A 16,646-nucleotide genomic window follows, 5' to 3' on the forward strand; every position below is an offset into this window, starting at 1 on the left:
ATTCTCCGGCTTTTATCACCGAGTCAGACCAACAAAGCGACTCGCTTTAATATAAATCCCTGGCTTCAAGTGCCCGACATACTCTAACTGCGTTTCTGGCTTAAACGCAGAGACATCGCCAGTACGCATATGCATCAGATCGGCAGGGCTAATCCAGCCAGACTGTGCCAGCGTAAGCGGATGTCCGGCTTTGGCAAATGCATCAGTGACAAATTCCGAACAAAACCACGACTTTTTGTCTCCTTCGCTCACACTGCTTAACTGCGCTTTCGCCAGGCCGCTGACGCACTGTTGGCGAAAATCCTCGGAGAACGGATTCAGTGAGCACATCTGGCGAGTCACCATAAATGGAATAAATTCGACAATGCCGCGATAGTTATAACCGCTATCTTTGATTTTATTGGCAAACGCGGTAATTTCTGTGGCTTGTTGCGGGGTAAGATCCGGAACTCGTAAGACGAAAAGCTTATCACTATGCTTCATCGCTTTTTTAAGGGAAACAATCTGGACGCCATCTCCTGTCGCTTCTGCAACGTTATTATCTCCCAAAAAGATTGCAACGTGGCTCACAGAGGAAGTGCTGAAGACGCGGATACCAAATGAGGTTACCCCAAGGCTTGAGGAGAACAGTAAATCGCCGGGTTTGAGATCAGGTTCTGTTATTTCTTTTATTGATTGTTCGGTGAAAGAGCTTTGATGCTGGAATTTGACTGCCCATGTTTTTGCCGCGGCATCTACCGCTGTGGCTGATGAGTCTGGCTGGCTGATGTCAACGGTACAGGCCGAAAGTGAAAGAAAGCAGGGGAGAAGCAGGCACCAGTGCGCCTTTGGTTTATCCATTTTATACAATCCATGTAAAAAAGGGTCCTGAAATTCAGGACCCTTTCTGGCATCAGCCTTTAATCTGTTTCACCAGATAATCGACGATGTCACCGGTCTTAATTAACTGTTTCTCACCGTTACGACGGTATTTGTATTCGATATCGTCGTTGTCGAGGTTACGGTCGCCCAACACGATAGTGTGCGGAATACCGATCAGTTCCATATCAGCAAACATCACGCCCGGACGTTCTTTGCGGTCATCCAGCAGCACTTCGATACCCTGTGCGCGCAGTTCGCTATACAGTTTCTCAGCCAGCTCCTGTACGCGGAAGGATTTGTGCATGTTCATCGGCAGAATCGCCACCTGGAAAGGTGCGATAGCGTCAGGCCATACGATGCCGCGTTCGTCGTAGTTCTGCTCAATTGCCGCAGCTACTACGCGCGTTACGCCGATACCGTAGCAACCCATAGTCAGGATCTGATTACGGCCATCTTCACCCTGAACGGAGGCTTTAAGTGCTTCGGAGTACTTAGTACCCAGCTGGAAGATGTGACCGACTTCGATACCACGTTTGATCAGCAGCGTACCCTGTCCATCCGGGCTTGGATCGCCAGCCACTACGTTACGGATATCCGCAACTACCGGGGTTGCGACATCGCGATCCCAGTTGATACCGAAGTAGTGTTTGCCATCGATGTTAGCACCAGCAGCAAAATCACTCATCGCCGCAACAGTACGGTCAATTACTACCGGAATCGGCATGTTTACCGGACCCAGTGAACCCGGACCGGCTTTAACCACGGCACGAATTTCTTCTTCAGTCGCGAAAGTCAGCGGGCTTGCAACCTGCGGCAGTTTCTCAGCTTTAACTTCGTTCAGCTCGTGGTCACCGCGAACCAGCAGCGCAACCAGCGGGAAGCTACTGCCTTCAACGGCTTTAACCAGCAGAGTCTTAACCGTTTTTTCAATCGGCAGATTGAATTGTTCTACCAGTTCAGCGATGGTTTTCGCGTTCGGCGTATCAACCAGCGTCATTTCCTGGGTAGCAGCAGCGCGCGGTTCTTTCGGCGCGATAGCTTCTGCCAGCTCAATGTTCGCTGCATAGTCAGAGGTGTCGGAGAAGACCACATCGTCTTCACCGCTCTGCGCCAGCACCTGGAATTCGTGAGAGGCGCTGCCGCCGATAGAACCGGTATCGGCCTGTACGGCGCGGAAATCCAGCCCCATGCGGCTGAAGATTTTGCTGTAGGCCGCATACATTGCATCGTAGGTTTCCTGCAGGGATTCCTGAGAGGTATGGAAAGAGTAAGCATCTTTCATCAGGAATTCGCGGGAACGCATGACGCCGAAACGCGGGCGCACTTCATCACGGAACTTGGTCTGGATCTGATAGAAGTTCAGCGGCAGCTGTTTGTAAGAGCTCAGCTCGTTACGAATCAGGTCGGTAATCACTTCTTCATGAGTTGGGCCAAGTACGAACGGACGGTCACCACGGTCAGCAATACGCAGCAATTCCGGGCCATACTGTTCCCAACGACCACTCTCTTGCCACAGTTCAGATGGCTGAACCACCGGCATTAACACCTCGATCGCACCGGCGTTGTTCATCTCTTCACGCACGATGTTTTCGACTTTTTTCAGAACGCGCACGCCGGTCGGCAGCCAGGTGTATAACCCGGAGGCCAGCTTGCGGATCATCCCGGCGCGCAACATCAGCTGATGGCTGATCACCTCGGCGTCGGCAGGTGTCTCCTTAAGAGTGGAGAGCAGGTATTGGCTAGTACGCATGTTGTTACGGTTCCAGTTGGAAGGTAGAGCAGGCTCAAGGCGAGCCTGGGACAAAAAAAGTGATTTAGTTTACCAGTGCAAAAGAAATGTCAAAAGAGAAGGGCGCGAATTTAACGCGGTTCCAGCGCAAAGACTTCAAAACCAGCGTCGGTGACGCGCCAGCGAACGTTAAAATTATGCAGCCAGACGGCATAGGTTTTGCCCGTATCCTCACCTTTACGATAGGCTGGACGCGGGTCCTGCGCCAGTACTTCGCGGATAAACAGCGTTAACTGCGGATATCGCTTCTCCAGTGTCAAAAGCTGCTTTTCGACCTCTAAGGTAAAACTCACCGCCATCTCTGCCGCTGGTGCACTTTGCGCATAGCTGGCGCTGGCATCGGGAAGCGATTCGGCAAAGGGGAGATACGGTTTGATATCCACCACTGGCGTCCCATCGACCAGATCCAGACTGCCAAGCTTCAGAATCACGCTGTCTTTATGGCAAACAACCTCTTTCAGCTCTACCAGCGACATACCAATCGGATTAGGACGGAAAGTAGAGCGTGTGGCGAAAACGCCCATTCTGGCATTACCACCAAGACGAGGCGGACGCACAGTTGGGCGCCAGCCGCCTTCCATCGTTTGATGAAAGACGAAAAGTATCCATAAATGGCTGAACGCCTCCAGGCCGCGTACGGCGTCGGCCTGGTTGTAGGGAGCAATGAGATGCAGTTCACCGTTGGCGCTTTTTACCAGACCTGGCTGGCGCGGAACGGCGAATTTTTCTTTATAGGGCGAGCGAATAACGCCTATTTGCTCGAACTGGAAACTGCTCATTTCGCCGTAATGTTAAGCGCAGAACCGATACATACAGCCTGACGATAGCAGCCTGGCGTACCGCTGGTAACTTCGCAGCTATGCAGTAATACCGCATTGGCTTTCATTTTAGAGGCATTGATTTGCATCCGCTTACGCGCGGTTGGAATGCTCGGCGGAGAGTCCTGATTAGAGGCCTGGCAAGAATCGCCACTGACTTCACCGAGATCGCGGAATGGTTTGCCGACTAATTCTTCTGCATTGGTATAAATTCGGACCGGCGCGGCGCGCGGTGCTTTCGGTTTTGCAGGCTCCGCTTTCGGCTGGGGTGCAGTGCTTTGAACGGGTTCGACAGGGGATCTGCTTAACATGGAACAGCCGCTTAGCATGAGTGCTACTAAACAGATCGGTAAAGCACGCATAGTATTTCCTCAATGTATGATCAAAACGTCAATATTGAATCAGGAGCTTGTAAAAATGACAAGACGGGCAAGCGCCCGTCCTGAATGATATTACAAATTGTGGAAACAGCCTAAAAATTACCAGCCTTTAACAGCGCCACCGTTAAACACTTTGTTCGCTGCTTCGTAAACTTCGTCAGACTGATAAGCCTGGACGAATTTCTTCACGTTCTCTGCGTCTTTATTATCTTCACGCGTCACGATCAGGTTTACGTACGGAGACTCTTTATCTTCGACAAAGATACCGTCTTTCGCCGGAGTCAGGCCAATCTGGCTGGCATAGGTGGTGTTGATAACCGCCAGAGCGATTTGCGCATCGTCCAGAGAGCGCGGCAGCTGCGGTGCTTCCAGCTCAACAATTTTCAGGTTTTTTGGGTTCTCAACAACATCAAGAACTGTTGGCAACAGGCCAACGCCATCTTTCAGTTTGATCAAGCCCACTTTTTGCAGCAGCAGCAGTGAACGACCAAGGTTAGTTGGGTCGTTTGGCACGGCAACCTGCGAACCATCCTGCAGTTCATCCAGTGATTTGATTTTCTTGGAGTAACCAGCAATCGGATAAACAAAAGTGTTGCCTACTGCGACCAGTTTGTAGCCACGATCTTTCAGTTGCTGATCAAGGTACGGTTTATGCTGGAAGGCGTTGGCGTCGATATCGCCTTTGCTCAATGCTTCGTTTGGCAGAACATAGTCGTTGAAGGTTACCAGCTCAACGTCCAGGCCATATTTGTCTTTCGCGACTTTCTGCGCGACTTCTGCAACCTGCTGTTCGGCACCAACAATCACGCCGACTTTAATGTGGTTTGGATCTTTTTCATCCTGACCGCAGCCTACCAGTGCCAGTGATCCAATCAGGGCTCCCACTGCCGCAAAGGTTTTGAATTTGAACGCCATACCTTATTCCTTCTTCAATTATTTATGTTGTGTTGAACGTTACTTGCGAGTGACAGCCCGGACGATGCGGTCGCCTGCGAACTGAATTAAATAAACCAGAATGACCAGCAATACCAGTACCGTATTCATCACCGTCGCGTTGTAGCCGATGTAGCCATACTGATAGCCAATCTGACCTAAACCACCGGCACCGACTGCGCCACCCATTGCGGAATAACCGACCAGAGTAATCAGGGTGATAGTTGCTGCATTCACCAGACCTGGCAACGCCTCCGGTAACAGCACTTTGCGCACGATCTGCATCGGCGTAGCACCCATTGCGCGGGAAGCTTCAATTAACCCGGTTGGGATCTCCAGCAGAGCGTTCTCGACCATACGGGCAATAAACGGTGCTGCACCAACTGTCAGCGGAACAATCGCTGCCTGCAAACCAATCGATGTACCGACAATAACGCGAGTAAACGGAATCATCCATACCAGCAAGATAATGAACGGGATGGATCGGAAAATGTTCACAATCGCAGAAACGGTACGATACAGCTTCGCGTTAGCAATAATTTGCCCCGGACGCGTGACATAAAGCAGGACGCCAACCGGCAGACCAATCACAAAACCAAAAAAACCGGATACGAAGGTCATTGCCAGCGTTTCCCATACGCCACGAACCAGCAGCCACATCATCGGCTCAGACATAACCCAGTACCTCTACTTTTACATGGTGTTCCTGCAGCCAGGCAATGGCGGCTTGCGTATCTTGTTGTGTGCCGTGCATTTCAGTCAGCATGATGCCGAACTTAACGCCACCGGCGTAATCCATCTGCGCGCTAATAATGTTGTTATTGACGTTGAAACGACGCGCGGTTTCAGAAAGAAGCGGGGCATCGACCGATTGACCGGTAAACTCCAGACGCAGCATCGGCACGCAGTCAGCGAATGGTTCCGCTTGCAGTCGTTCCTGATAGTCTTCCGGGATATCCAGATGCAGGGTCGACTGAATAAACTTCTGCGCTAGCGGCGTTTTCGGATGCGAGAACACTTCACTTACCGTGTCCTGCTCGATCAACTCGCCATTACTGATCACCGCCACGCAATCACAAATGCGCTTCACAACGTCCATTTCGTGGGTGATCAACAGAATCGTCAAACCCAGACGACGATTGATGTCTTTCAGCAGTTCGAGAATAGAACGTGTTGTTGCCGGGTCCAGCGCGCTGGTGGCCTCATCACACAGCAATACTTTGGGATTGCTGGCTAACGCACGGGCAATCGCCACACGTTGTTTCTGCCCACCGGAAAGGTTAGACGGGTAACTATCATGCTTATCGCCAAGACCAACCAATGACAGTAATTCTGTCACGCGACGTTTAATCTCGTCTTTCGGCGTGTTGTCCAGCTCCAGCGGCAGTGCCACGTTGCCAAAAACAGTGCGCGAAGAGAGCAGGTTAAAATGCTGGAAAATCATACCAATCTGGCGGCGAGCTTTGGTCAACTCGGATTCTGACAGCGTGGTCAGTTCCTGACCATCGACCAGCACGCTACCCTCGGTTGGGCGCTCCAGCAGGTTTACACAACGGATAAGCGTACTTTTACCCGCGCCTGAGGCACCGATAACGCCATAAATTTGTCCAGCTGGCACATGCAGGCTGACGTTGTTCAACGCCTGGATGGTGCGGGTGCCCTGGTGGAACACTTTGGTGATATTCGAAAGTTTTATCATTGATTATTTATTATCGTCATTAAGTTAGTCGTGGCATTTCGAATGCCTGAAACGGTCAAAGCCGTCAATGAAATGGATGTTAAGGCATCCAGACGTCTAAATCAATCAGGTTTATGCGAAGAGCACTTTCTTGCAGGTCGAAACATGCGATACTAGCGTCACATGCCTTATTAAGGAGCTATAAAAGGTGGCGAAGAGCGTACCCGCAATTTTTCTTGACCGTGATGGCACCATTAATGTCGATCACGGCTATGTCCATGAGATCGACAACTTTGAATTTATCGACGGTGTTATTGACGCCATGCGCGAGCTAAAAAAAATGGGCTTTGCGCTGGTGGTAGTAACCAACCAGTCTGGCATTGCTCGCGGTAAATTTACTGAAGCACAGTTTGAAACGCTGACCGAGTGGATGGACTGGTCGCTGGCGGACCGCGATGTCGATCTGGATGGCATCTATTATTGCCCGCATCATCCGCAGGGTAGTGTTGAAGAGTTTCGTCAGGTCTGCGATTGCCGCAAACCACATCCGGGGATGCTTTTGTCAGCACGCGATTATTTACATATTGATATGGCTGCTTCTTATATGGTGGGCGATAAATTAGAAGATATGCAGGCAGCGGCTGCGGCGAACGTGGGAACAAAAGTGCTGGTGCGTACGGGAAAACCTATTACGCCTGAAGCAGAAAACGCGGCGGATTGGGTGTTAAATAGCCTGGCAGACCTGCCGCAAGCGATAAAAAAGCAGCAAAAACCGGCGTAATGATTAAAAGATGAGCGGTTGAAATAAAAATGCATTTTTCCGCTTGTCTTCCTGAAACGACTCCCTATAATGCGCCTCCATCGACACGGCGGATGTGAATCACTTCACACAAACAGCCGGTTCGGTTGAAGAGAAAAATCCTGAAATTCAGGGTTGACTCTGAAAGAGGAAAGCGTAATATACGCCAACTCGCGACAGTGAGCTGAAAGCCGCGTCGCAACTGCTCTTTAACAATTTATCAGACAATCTGTGTGGGCACTCGAAGATACGGATTCTTAACGTCGCAAGACGAAAAATGAATACCAAGTCTCAAGAGTGAACACGTAATTCATTACGAAGTTTAATTCTTTGAGCATCAAACTTTTAAATTGAAGAGTTTGATCATGGCTCAGATTGAACGCTGGCGGCAGGCCTAACACATGCAAGTCGAACGGTAACAGGAAACAGCTTGCTGTTTCGCTGACGAGTGGCGGACGGGTGAGTAATGTCTGGGAAACTGCCTGATGGAGGGGGATAACTACTGGAAACGGTAGCTAATACCGCATAACGTCGCAAGACCAAAGAGGGGGACCTTCGGGCCTCTTGCCATCGGATGTGCCCAGATGGGATTAGCTAGTAGGTGGGGTAACGGCTCACCTAGGCGACGATCCCTAGCTGGTCTGAGAGGATGACCAGCCACACTGGAACTGAGACACGGTCCAGACTCCTACGGGAGGCAGCAGTGGGGAATATTGCACAATGGGCGCAAGCCTGATGCAGCCATGCCGCGTGTATGAAGAAGGCCTTCGGGTTGTAAAGTACTTTCAGCGGGGAGGAAGGGAGTAAAGTTAATACCTTTGCTCATTGACGTTACCCGCAGAAGAAGCACCGGCTAACTCCGTGCCAGCAGCCGCGGTAATACGGAGGGTGCAAGCGTTAATCGGAATTACTGGGCGTAAAGCGCACGCAGGCGGTTTGTTAAGTCAGATGTGAAATCCCCGGGCTCAACCTGGGAACTGCATCTGATACTGGCAAGCTTGAGTCTCGTAGAGGGGGGTAGAATTCCAGGTGTAGCGGTGAAATGCGTAGAGATCTGGAGGAATACCGGTGGCGAAGGCGGCCCCCTGGACGAAGACTGACGCTCAGGTGCGAAAGCGTGGGGAGCAAACAGGATTAGATACCCTGGTAGTCCACGCCGTAAACGATGTCGACTTGGAGGTTGTGCCCTTGAGGCGTGGCTTCCGGAGCTAACGCGTTAAGTCGACCGCCTGGGGAGTACGGCCGCAAGGTTAAAACTCAAATGAATTGACGGGGGCCCGCACAAGCGGTGGAGCATGTGGTTTAATTCGATGCAACGCGAAGAACCTTACCTGGTCTTGACATCCACGGAAGTTTTCAGAGATGAGAATGTGCCTTCGGGAACCGTGAGACAGGTGCTGCATGGCTGTCGTCAGCTCGTGTTGTGAAATGTTGGGTTAAGTCCCGCAACGAGCGCAACCCTTATCCTTTGTTGCCAGCGGTCCGGCCGGGAACTCAAAGGAGACTGCCAGTGATAAACTGGAGGAAGGTGGGGATGACGTCAAGTCATCATGGCCCTTACGACCAGGGCTACACACGTGCTACAATGGCGCATACAAAGAGAAGCGACCTCGCGAGAGCAAGCGGACCTCATAAAGTGCGTCGTAGTCCGGATTGGAGTCTGCAACTCGACTCCATGAAGTCGGAATCGCTAGTAATCGTGGATCAGAATGCCACGGTGAATACGTTCCCGGGCCTTGTACACACCGCCCGTCACACCATGGGAGTGGGTTGCAAAAGAAGTAGGTAGCTTAACCTTCGGGAGGGCGCTTACCACTTTGTGATTCATGACTGGGGTGAAGTCGTAACAAGGTAACCGTAGGGGAACCTGCGGTTGGATCACCTCCTTACCTTAAAGAACTGTACTTTGCAGTGCTCACACAGATTGTCTGATGAAAATGAGCAGTAAAATCTCTACAGGCTTGTAGCTCAGGTGGTTAGAGCGCACCCCTGATAAGGGTGAGGTCGGTGGTTCAAGTCCACTCAGGCCTACCAAATTTGCACCGCAAATTTGAAGAGGTTTTAACTACATGTTATGGGGCTATAGCTCAGCTGGGAGAGCGCCTGCTTTGCACGCAGGAGGTCTGCGGTTCGATCCCGCATAGCTCCACCATCTCTGTAGTGATTAAATAAAAAATACTTCAGAGTGTACCTGCAAAGGTTCACTGCGAAGTTTTGCTCTTTAAAAATCTGGATCAAGCTGAAAATTGAAACACTGAACAACGAGAGTTGTTCGTGAGTCTCTCAAATTTTCGCAACACGATGATGAATCGAAAGAAACATCTTCGGGTTGTGAGGTTAAGCGACTAAGCGTACACGGTGGATGCCCTGGCAGTCAGAGGCGATGAAGGACGTGCTAATCTGCGATAAGCGTCGGTAAGGTGATATGAACCGTTATAACCGGCGATTTCCGAATGGGGAAACCCAGTGTGATTCGTCACACTATCATTAACTGAATCCATAGGTTAATGAGGCGAACCGGGGGAACTGAAACATCTAAGTACCCCGAGGAAAAGAAATCAACCGAGATTCCCCCAGTAGCGGCGAGCGAACGGGGAGGAGCCCAGAGCCTGAATCAGTGTGTGTGTTAGTGGAAGCGTCTGGAAAGGCGCGCGATACAGGGTGACAGCCCCGTACACAAAAATGCACATATTGTGAGCTCGATGAGTAGGGCGGGACACGTGGTATCCTGTCTGAATATGGGGGGACCATCCTCCAAGGCTAAATACTCCTGACTGACCGATAGTGAACCAGTACCGTGAGGGAAAGGCGAAAAGAACCCCGGCGAGGGGAGTGAAAAAGAACCTGAAACCGTGTACGTACAAGCAGTGGGAGCCTCTTTATGGGGTGACTGCGTACCTTTTGTATAATGGGTCAGCGACTTATATTCTGTAGCAAGGTTAACCGAATAGGGGAGCCGAAGGGAAACCGAGTCTTAACTGGGCGTTAAGTTGCAGGGTATAGACCCGAAACCCGGTGATCTAGCCATGGGCAGGTTGAAGGTTGGGTAACACTAACTGGAGGACCGAACCGACTAATGTTGAAAAATTAGCGGATGACTTGTGGCTGGGGGTGAAAGGCCAATCAAACCGGGAGATAGCTGGTTCTCCCCGAAAGCTATTTAGGTAGCGCCTCGTGAATTCATCTCCGGGGGTAGAGCACTGTTTCGGCAAGGGGGTCATCCCGACTTACCAACCCGATGCAAACTGCGAATACCGGAGAATGTTATCACGGGAGACACACGGCGGGTGCTAACGTCCGTCGTGAAGAGGGAAACAACCCAGACCGCCAGCTAAGGTCCCAAAGTCATGGTTAAGTGGGAAACGATGTGGGAAGGCCCAGACAGCCAGGATGTTGGCTTAGAAGCAGCCATCATTTAAAGAAAGCGTAATAGCTCACTGGTCGAGTCGGCCTGCGCGGAAGATGTAACGGGGCTAAACCATGCACCGAAGCTGCGGCAGCGACGCTTATGCGTTGTTGGGTAGGGGAGCGTTCTGTAAGCCTGCGAAGGTGTACTGTGAGGTATGCTGGAGGTATCAGAAGTGCGAATGCTGACATAAGTAACGATAAAGCGGGTGAAAAGCCCGCTCGCCGGAAGACCAAGGGTTCCTGTCCAACGTTAATCGGGGCAGGGTGAGTCGACCCCTAAGGCGAGGCCGAAAGGCGTAGTCGATGGGAAACAGGTTAATATTCCTGTACTTGGTGTTACTGCGAAGGGGGGACGGAGAAGGCTATGTTGGCCGGGCGACGGTTGTCCCGGTTTAAGCGTGTAGGCTGGTTTTCCAGGCAAATCCGGAAAATCAAGGCTGAGGCGTGATGACGAGGCACTACGGTGCTGAAGCAACAAATGCCCTGCTTCCAGGAAAAGCCTCTAAGCATCAGGTAACATCGAATCGTACCCCAAACCGACACAGGTGGTCAGGTAGAGAATACCAAGGCGCTTGAGAGAACTCGGGTGAAGGAACTAGGCAAAATGGTGCCGTAACTTCGGGAGAAGGCACGCTGATATGTAGGTGAAGCGACTTGCTCGTGGAGCTGAAATCAGTCGAAGATACCAGCTGGCTGCAACTGTTTATTAAAAACACAGCACTGTGCAAACACGAAAGTGGACGTATACGGTGTGACGCCTGCCCGGTGCCGGAAGGTTAATTGATGGGGTTAGCGGTAACGCGAAGCTCTTGATCGAAGCCCCGGTAAACGGCGGCCGTAACTATAACGGTCCTAAGGTAGCGAAATTCCTTGTCGGGTAAGTTCCGACCTGCACGAATGGCGTAATGATGGCCAGGCTGTCTCCACCCGAGACTCAGTGAAATTGAACTCGCTGTGAAGATGCAGTGTACCCGCGGCAAGACGGAAAGACCCCGTGAACCTTTACTATAGCTTGACACTGAACATTGAGCCTTGATGTGTAGGATAGGTGGGAGGCTTTGAAGTGTGGACGCCAGTCTGCATGGAGCCGACCTTGAAATACCACCCTTTAATGTTTGATGTTCTAACGTTGGCCCGTAATCCGGGTTGCGGACAGTGTCTGGTGGGTAGTTTGACTGGGGCGGTCTCCTCCTAAAGAGTAACGGAGGAGCACGAAGGTTGGCTAATCCTGGTCGGACATCAGGAGGTTAGTGCAATGGCATAAGCCAGCTTGACTGCGAGCGTGACGGCGCGAGCAGGTGCGAAAGCAGGTCATAGTGATCCGGTGGTTCTGAATGGAAGGGCCATCGCTCAACGGATAAAAGGTACTCCGGGGATAACAGGCTGATACCGCCCAAGAGTTCATATCGACGGCGGTGTTTGGCACCTCGATGTCGGCTCATCACATCCTGGGGCTGAAGTAGGTCCCAAGGGTATGGCTGTTCGCCATTTAAAGTGGTACGCGAGCTGGGTTTAGAACGTCGTGAGACAGTTCGGTCCCTATCTGCCGTGGGCGCTGGAGAACTGAGGGGGGCTGCTCCTAGTACGAGAGGACCGGAGTGGACGCATCACTGGTGTTCGGGTTGTCATGCCAATGGCACTGCCCGGTAGCTAAATGCGGAAGAGATAAGTGCTGAAAGCATCTAAGCACGAAACTTGCCCCGAGATGAGTTCTCCCTGACCCTTTAAGGGTCCTGAAGGAACGTTGAAGACGACGACGTTGATAGGCCGGGTGTGTAAGCGCAGCGATGCGTTGAGCTAACCGGTACTAATGAACCGTGAGGCTTAACCTTACAACGCCGAAGATGTTTTGGCGGAAGAGACATCGACAAGTAAGCTTGATACAGATGACATCAACAGGTCAGAACAGGACGTGTTGATAAACAGAATTTGCCTGGCGGCCTTAGCGCGGTGGTCCCACCTGACCCCATGCCGAACTCAGAAGTGAAACGCCGTAGCGCCGATGGTAGTGTGGGGTCTCCCCATGCGAGAGTAGGGAACTGCCAGGCATCAAATTAAGCAGTAAGCCGGTCATAAAACCGGTGGTTGTAAAAGAATTCGGTGGAGCGGTAGTTCAGTCGGTTAGAATACCTGCCTGTCACGCAGGGGGTCGCGGGTTCGAGTCCCGTCCGTTCCGCCACTTATTAAGAAGCCTCGAGTTAAAGCTCGAGGTTTTTTTTTCGTCTGTATTTCTATTATTGCCAAAATCGCAAAAATCCTCTGCGTTTTACGCCCTTTTCCCGCAACAGTCTAAAGTCCATAATCATCTCAGTTAACGAACATAGCATCAAAAGAGGCATATTATGGCTATCCCTGCATTTGGTTTAGGTACTTTTCGTCTGAAAGACGACGTTGTTATTTCATCTGTGAAAACGGCGCTTGAACTTGGTTATCGCGCAATTGATACCGCACAAATCTATGATAACGAAGCCGCAGTAGGTCAGGCGATTGCAGAAAGTGGCGTGCCTCGTAATGAACTCTATATCACCACTAAAATCTGGATTGAAAATCTCAGCAAAGACAAACTGATCCCGAGTCTGAAAGAGAGTCTGCAAAAATTGCGTACCGATTATGTTGATCTGGCGCTAATCCACTGGCCGTCACCAAACGATGAAGTCTCTGTTGAAGAGTTTATGCAGGCGCTGCTGGAAGCCAAAAAACAAGGTCTGACGTGTGAGATCGGTATTTCCAACTTCACGATCCCATTGATGGAAAAAGCGATTGCTGCTGTTGGCGCTGAAAATATCGCTACCAACCAGATTGAACTCTCTCCTTATCTGCAAAACCGTAAAGTAGTCGATTGGGCTAAACAGCACGGCATCCATATTACTTCCTATATGACGCTGGCATATGGGAATGCCCTGAAAGATGAGGTTATTGCTCGTATTGCAGCTAAACACAATGCGACTCCGGCACAAGTGATTCTGGCGTGGGCTATGGGGGAAGGTTACTCAGTAATTCCTTCTTCTACTAAACGTGAAAACCTGGAGAGTAATCTTAAGGCACAAAATTTACAGCTTGATGCCGAAGATAAAAAAGCGATCGCCGCACTGGATTGCAACGACCGCCTGGTTAGCCCGGAAGGTCTGGCTCCTGAATGGGATTAAGCCTCTCTGACAGCTCCTCTGGGAGCTGTTTTTACATGCTCGCTAAGGAAATCGATAAAAGCCCGGATGCGCGTACTTACCGCACGGTCGCTGTAATAGACTGCACTGAATGGCATTTCCACTGGCAACACTTTGTCTGCCATTAACTCCACCAATTCTCCGCGAGCGATTTCTCTGTCGATCATATAGTCGGACAAACACGCAATCCCGTTGCCACTCAGGCAAAGCTGTTTCAGCGTTTCGCCACTATTAGATGACAAACTGTACTGCACTTCATGTAATTGCCCATCACTACAGGCTATTGGCCAGGTATTGAGAGACGCGGGTTCAGTGAATCCCAGGCAAACATGTTGCTTTAAATCGTCAATAGTTTCTGGCTTGCCGTAGCGGGCAATATAATCAGGGGAGGCGATAATTTTTCGATAACTGTTAAACAATGGCCTGGCACGTAAGCTGGAATCCGTTAACGTACCAGCGCGTATCGCGACATCCACTTTTCTTTCGATCAAATTAATAATCGTTTCGGAGGAGACTAGCGATAAAGTAACTTCCGGATAGCGTTCACGGAAAGGCTTAATTAACGGCATCAGAAAGTGCAGCACCACTGGAGTTGCGGCATCGATCCGTAACAGTCCACGCGGTGTATTACGCGTCTCCATAATTTCTGATTCTGCCGCTGCCATCTCCTGCAAAATTGACTGTACGCGGCGAAAATAACGCTCGCCTTCTTCTGTCAGGCTAAGTTGCCGCGTGGTCCGATTAAGCAGGTTAACGCCAAGTTTCATCTCCAGCTTTTTCACCGCCCGGCTTACCGCTGAGTTTGCTTGCCCTAATTGTTCCGCTGCCCGGCTAAAGCTGCCGCTTTCGACGACCGAAACAAAAATGGCGAGTTCTTCCGACGTGGCTTTCATTTTTGCTCCTGTTGCAAAATAGATGAGATATTTTGAATTTATTTGTCATTAAACCATCAGGATACGTGATATGTCATCCGATTTAATATTCTCAATAATGAGCAAATTTCTGACCGGTGTAAGCACTTGCTTACATAACAATATACAATTGCTCGTTGAAAGAGAGAGCTAAAATCCCTATAACAGTAGAACCTTCCCGAGTGCGGAAGGGTTGACGTAATAGAGGTTTCAAAGTCAAAAGTGCGAAAAACCACCTATGCCATGCGCTATGTTGCCGGACAACCTGCGGAAAGGATCTTACCGCCGGGGTCTTTTGCGAGCATCGGCCAGGCATTACCACCTGGAGAACCGTTAAGTACCGAAGAGCGTATTCGGATCCTGGTGTGGAACATATACAAACAGCAACGCGCTGAATGGTTGTCGGTATTAAAGAACTACGGCAAAGATGCACATCTGGTGTTATTGCAGGAAGCGCAGACAACGCCAGAGTTAGTACAGTTTGCGACCGCTAACTATCTTGCCGCCGATCAGGTACCCGCTTTCGTGCTGCCACAACATCCTTCCGGTGTAATGACCCTTTCGGCGGCGCATCCAGTGTATTGCTGCCCGTTACGTGAACGAGAACCCATTTTGCGTCTGGCGAAGTCGGCACTGGTGACGGTCTATCCATTACCTGACACCCGCCTGTTGATGGTGGTTAATATACACGCCGTCAACTTCAGTCTGGGCGTGGATGTCTATAGTAAGCAGTTACTTCCTATTGGTGATCAGATAGCTCACCACAGCGGCCCGGTCATTATGGCAGGAGATTTCAATGCCTGGAGCCGTAGAAGGATGAACGCGTTATATCGCTTTGCGCGGGAAATGTCGCTGCGCCAGGTGCGTTTTACCGATGATCAGCGCCGTCGGGCGTTTGGTCGCCCGCTCGATTTTGTTTTCTACCGTGGTCTGAACGTCAGCGAAGCTTCTGTACTGGTTACGCGCGCTTCCGATCACAATCCGCTACTCGTTGAATTCAGTCCCGGCAAGCCTGATAAATAAGGTATGTCAGGTCTGCCACAGGGCAGACCAACGTTTGGCGCTGCCCTTTTATACTCAAATAACAAAAGGACAGCGCAATGACAACACAATCCCACCATGACCACGTAGAAAAGCAGTTTAGCTCTCAAGCCAGCGAATATCTGACCAGTACCGTACATACATCCGGACGAGATTTACAGCGCCTGGCGGAGCGTCTGGCTGATTATCCTGATGCAAGTGTACTTGATATGGGCTGCGGAGCAGGGCATGCCAGCTTTGTCGCTGCGCAGAACGTGAGCGCGGTGGTGGCGTATGACTTATCTGCCCAAATGCTGGATGTCGTGGCACAAGCTGCCGAAGCCCGGCAACTGAAAAATATCACCACCCGCCAGGGATATGCCGAAAGTCTGCCATTTGCCGATAACGCCTTTGATATTGTTATCAGCCGTTATTCTGCCCATCACTGGCATGATGTCGGCGCAGCACTGCGCGAAGTGAATCGGGTATTGAAGCCCGGCGGTATGCTGATTGTGATGGACATCATGTCGCCAGGACATCCGGTACGTGATATCTGGTTACAGACGGTAGAAGCGTTACGCGATACATCACATGTGCGTAATTACGCCTGCGGTGAGTGGTTGGCGTTAATCAATGAAGCCAATCTGATAGTTGATAATTTAATTACAGATAAGTTACCGCTGGAATTTTCTTCATGGGTCGCGAGAATGCGTACGCAAGAAGCGTTAGTAGACGCTATTCGCATTTACCAACAGAGCGCATCGACAGAGGTGAAAACGTATTTTGCCTTGCAGAATGATGGCTCTTTCACCAGTGATATCATCATGGTAGAAGCACATAAAGCAGCATAAATAAAAAAGGCACCGGGGGAATCGGTGCCTTTTA

General features: G+C 50.7%; 12 protein-coding genes, 3 tRNA genes and 3 rRNA genes. 10 read left to right on the plus strand and 8 right to left on the minus strand.

Annotation, left to right across the window (positions count from 1 at the left end):
• Positions 1–15: 15 nt before the first annotated feature.
• The 7 genes from QUF14_RS01005 to metN form a co-directional block, all read right to left on the minus strand.
• On the minus strand, positions 16–840 hold the full coding sequence (locus tag QUF14_RS01005) for a YaeF family permuted papain-like enzyme (RefSeq protein WP_000360450.1): 825 nt from the start codon (positions 838–840) through the stop codon (positions 16–18).
• A gap of 52 nt (positions 841–892) precedes the next feature.
• Positions 893–2,611, minus strand: a complete 1,719-nt coding sequence (gene proS / locus QUF14_RS01010; RefSeq protein WP_001260697.1) for a proline--tRNA ligase — start codon at positions 2,609–2,611, stop codon at positions 893–895.
• A 110-nt stretch (positions 2,612–2,721) separates the two neighbouring features.
• A complete protein-coding gene (gene tsaA, locus QUF14_RS01015; RefSeq protein WP_000094015.1) occupies positions 2,722–3,429 on the minus strand; it encodes a tRNA (N6-threonylcarbamoyladenosine(37)-N6)-methyltransferase TrmO in 708 nt (235 codons plus the stop codon).
• The gene (gene rcsF / locus QUF14_RS01020; RefSeq protein WP_001202321.1) at positions 3,426–3,830 is read right to left on the minus strand and encodes an envelope stress sensor lipoprotein RcsF; all 405 of its coding nucleotides are present in this window, start codon (positions 3,828–3,830) and stop codon (positions 3,426–3,428) included. Before rcsF ends, tsaA begins: the two co-directional genes overlap by 4 nt.
• A 117-nt stretch (positions 3,831–3,947) precedes the next feature.
• Complete coding sequence (metQ, locus tag QUF14_RS01025; protein WP_000874226.1) at positions 3,948–4,763, minus strand: methionine ABC transporter substrate-binding lipoprotein MetQ; 816 nt, start codon at positions 4,761–4,763, stop codon at positions 3,948–3,950.
• A gap of 39 nt (positions 4,764–4,802) precedes the next feature.
• Positions 4,803–5,456 (minus strand): methionine ABC transporter permease MetI, encoded by a 654-nt coding sequence (locus QUF14_RS01030; RefSeq protein ID WP_001294600.1) that lies wholly within the window; start codon positions 5,454–5,456, stop codon positions 4,803–4,805.
• The gene (gene metN / locus QUF14_RS01035; protein WP_000593991.1) at positions 5,449–6,480 is read right to left on the minus strand and encodes a methionine ABC transporter ATP-binding protein MetN; all 1,032 of its coding nucleotides are present in this window, start codon (positions 6,478–6,480) and stop codon (positions 5,449–5,451) included. The genes QUF14_RS01030 and metN overlap by 8 nt, the downstream gene beginning before the upstream one ends.
• A 187-nt stretch (positions 6,481–6,667) precedes the next feature.
• Between metN and gmhB the strand changes: the two genes are divergently transcribed.
• The 8 genes from gmhB to dkgB all read left to right on the plus strand — a co-directional run bounded on the left by gmhB (position 6,668) and on the right by dkgB (position 13,812).
• Entirely contained in the window at positions 6,668–7,240 is a 573-nt protein-coding gene (gene gmhB / locus QUF14_RS01040) for a D-glycero-beta-D-manno-heptose 1,7-bisphosphate 7-phosphatase (protein WP_001140174.1), read from the plus strand.
• A 365-nt stretch (positions 7,241–7,605) separates the two neighbouring features.
• A 16S ribosomal RNA gene (locus QUF14_RS01045) occupies positions 7,606–9,147 on the plus strand.
• A gap of 68 nt (positions 9,148–9,215) precedes the next feature.
• Positions 9,216–9,292: transfer RNA gene (locus tag QUF14_RS01050), tRNA-Ile, on the plus strand.
• Between the two features lie 42 nt (positions 9,293–9,334).
• A tRNA-Ala gene (locus tag QUF14_RS01055) sits at positions 9,335–9,410 on the plus strand.
• A 183-nt stretch (positions 9,411–9,593) separates the two neighbouring features.
• A 23S ribosomal RNA gene (locus QUF14_RS01060) occupies positions 9,594–12,498 on the plus strand.
• Positions 12,499–12,598: 100 nt separating this feature from the next.
• Positions 12,599–12,714, plus strand: a 5S ribosomal RNA gene (gene rrf, locus QUF14_RS01065).
• Together the 16S, 23S and 5S rRNA genes with 3 tRNA genes alongside form the textbook arrangement of a ribosomal RNA operon.
• Positions 12,715–12,768: 54 nt before the next feature.
• Positions 12,769–12,845, plus strand: a tRNA-Asp gene (locus QUF14_RS01070).
• A 163-nt stretch (positions 12,846–13,008) separates the two neighbouring features.
• Positions 13,009–13,812, plus strand: a complete 804-nt coding sequence (dkgB, locus tag QUF14_RS01075) for a 2,5-didehydrogluconate reductase DkgB (RefSeq protein WP_000997054.1) — start codon at positions 13,009–13,011, stop codon at positions 13,810–13,812.
• Here dkgB and yafC read toward each other — a convergent pair.
• On the minus strand, positions 13,809–14,723 hold the full coding sequence (yafC, locus tag QUF14_RS01080) for a DNA-binding transcriptional regulator YafC (RefSeq protein ID WP_000648546.1): 915 nt from the start codon (positions 14,721–14,723) through the stop codon (positions 13,809–13,811). The genes dkgB and yafC overlap by 4 nt on opposite strands.
• Positions 14,724–14,963: 240 nt before the next feature.
• On the opposite strand from yafC, the gene QUF14_RS01085 reads away from it, so the two are divergent.
• Together QUF14_RS01085 and QUF14_RS01090 are read left to right on the plus strand one after the other, a co-directional pair.
• Positions 14,964–15,764: an endonuclease/exonuclease/phosphatase family protein gene (locus tag QUF14_RS01085; RefSeq protein WP_001232862.1), complete on the plus strand. Its 801-nt coding sequence runs from the start codon at positions 14,964–14,966 to the stop codon at positions 15,762–15,764.
• A gap of 77 nt (positions 15,765–15,841) precedes the next feature.
• The gene (locus tag QUF14_RS01090; RefSeq protein ID WP_000211732.1) at positions 15,842–16,612 is read left to right on the plus strand and encodes a class I SAM-dependent methyltransferase; all 771 of its coding nucleotides are present in this window, start codon (positions 15,842–15,844) and stop codon (positions 16,610–16,612) included.
• Positions 16,613–16,646 lie beyond the last annotated feature (34 nt).

Source organism: Escherichia sp. HH091_1A (genome assembly GCF_030295175.1).
Classification (GTDB): Bacteria; Pseudomonadota; Gammaproteobacteria; order Enterobacterales; family Enterobacteriaceae; genus Escherichia; species Escherichia coli_F.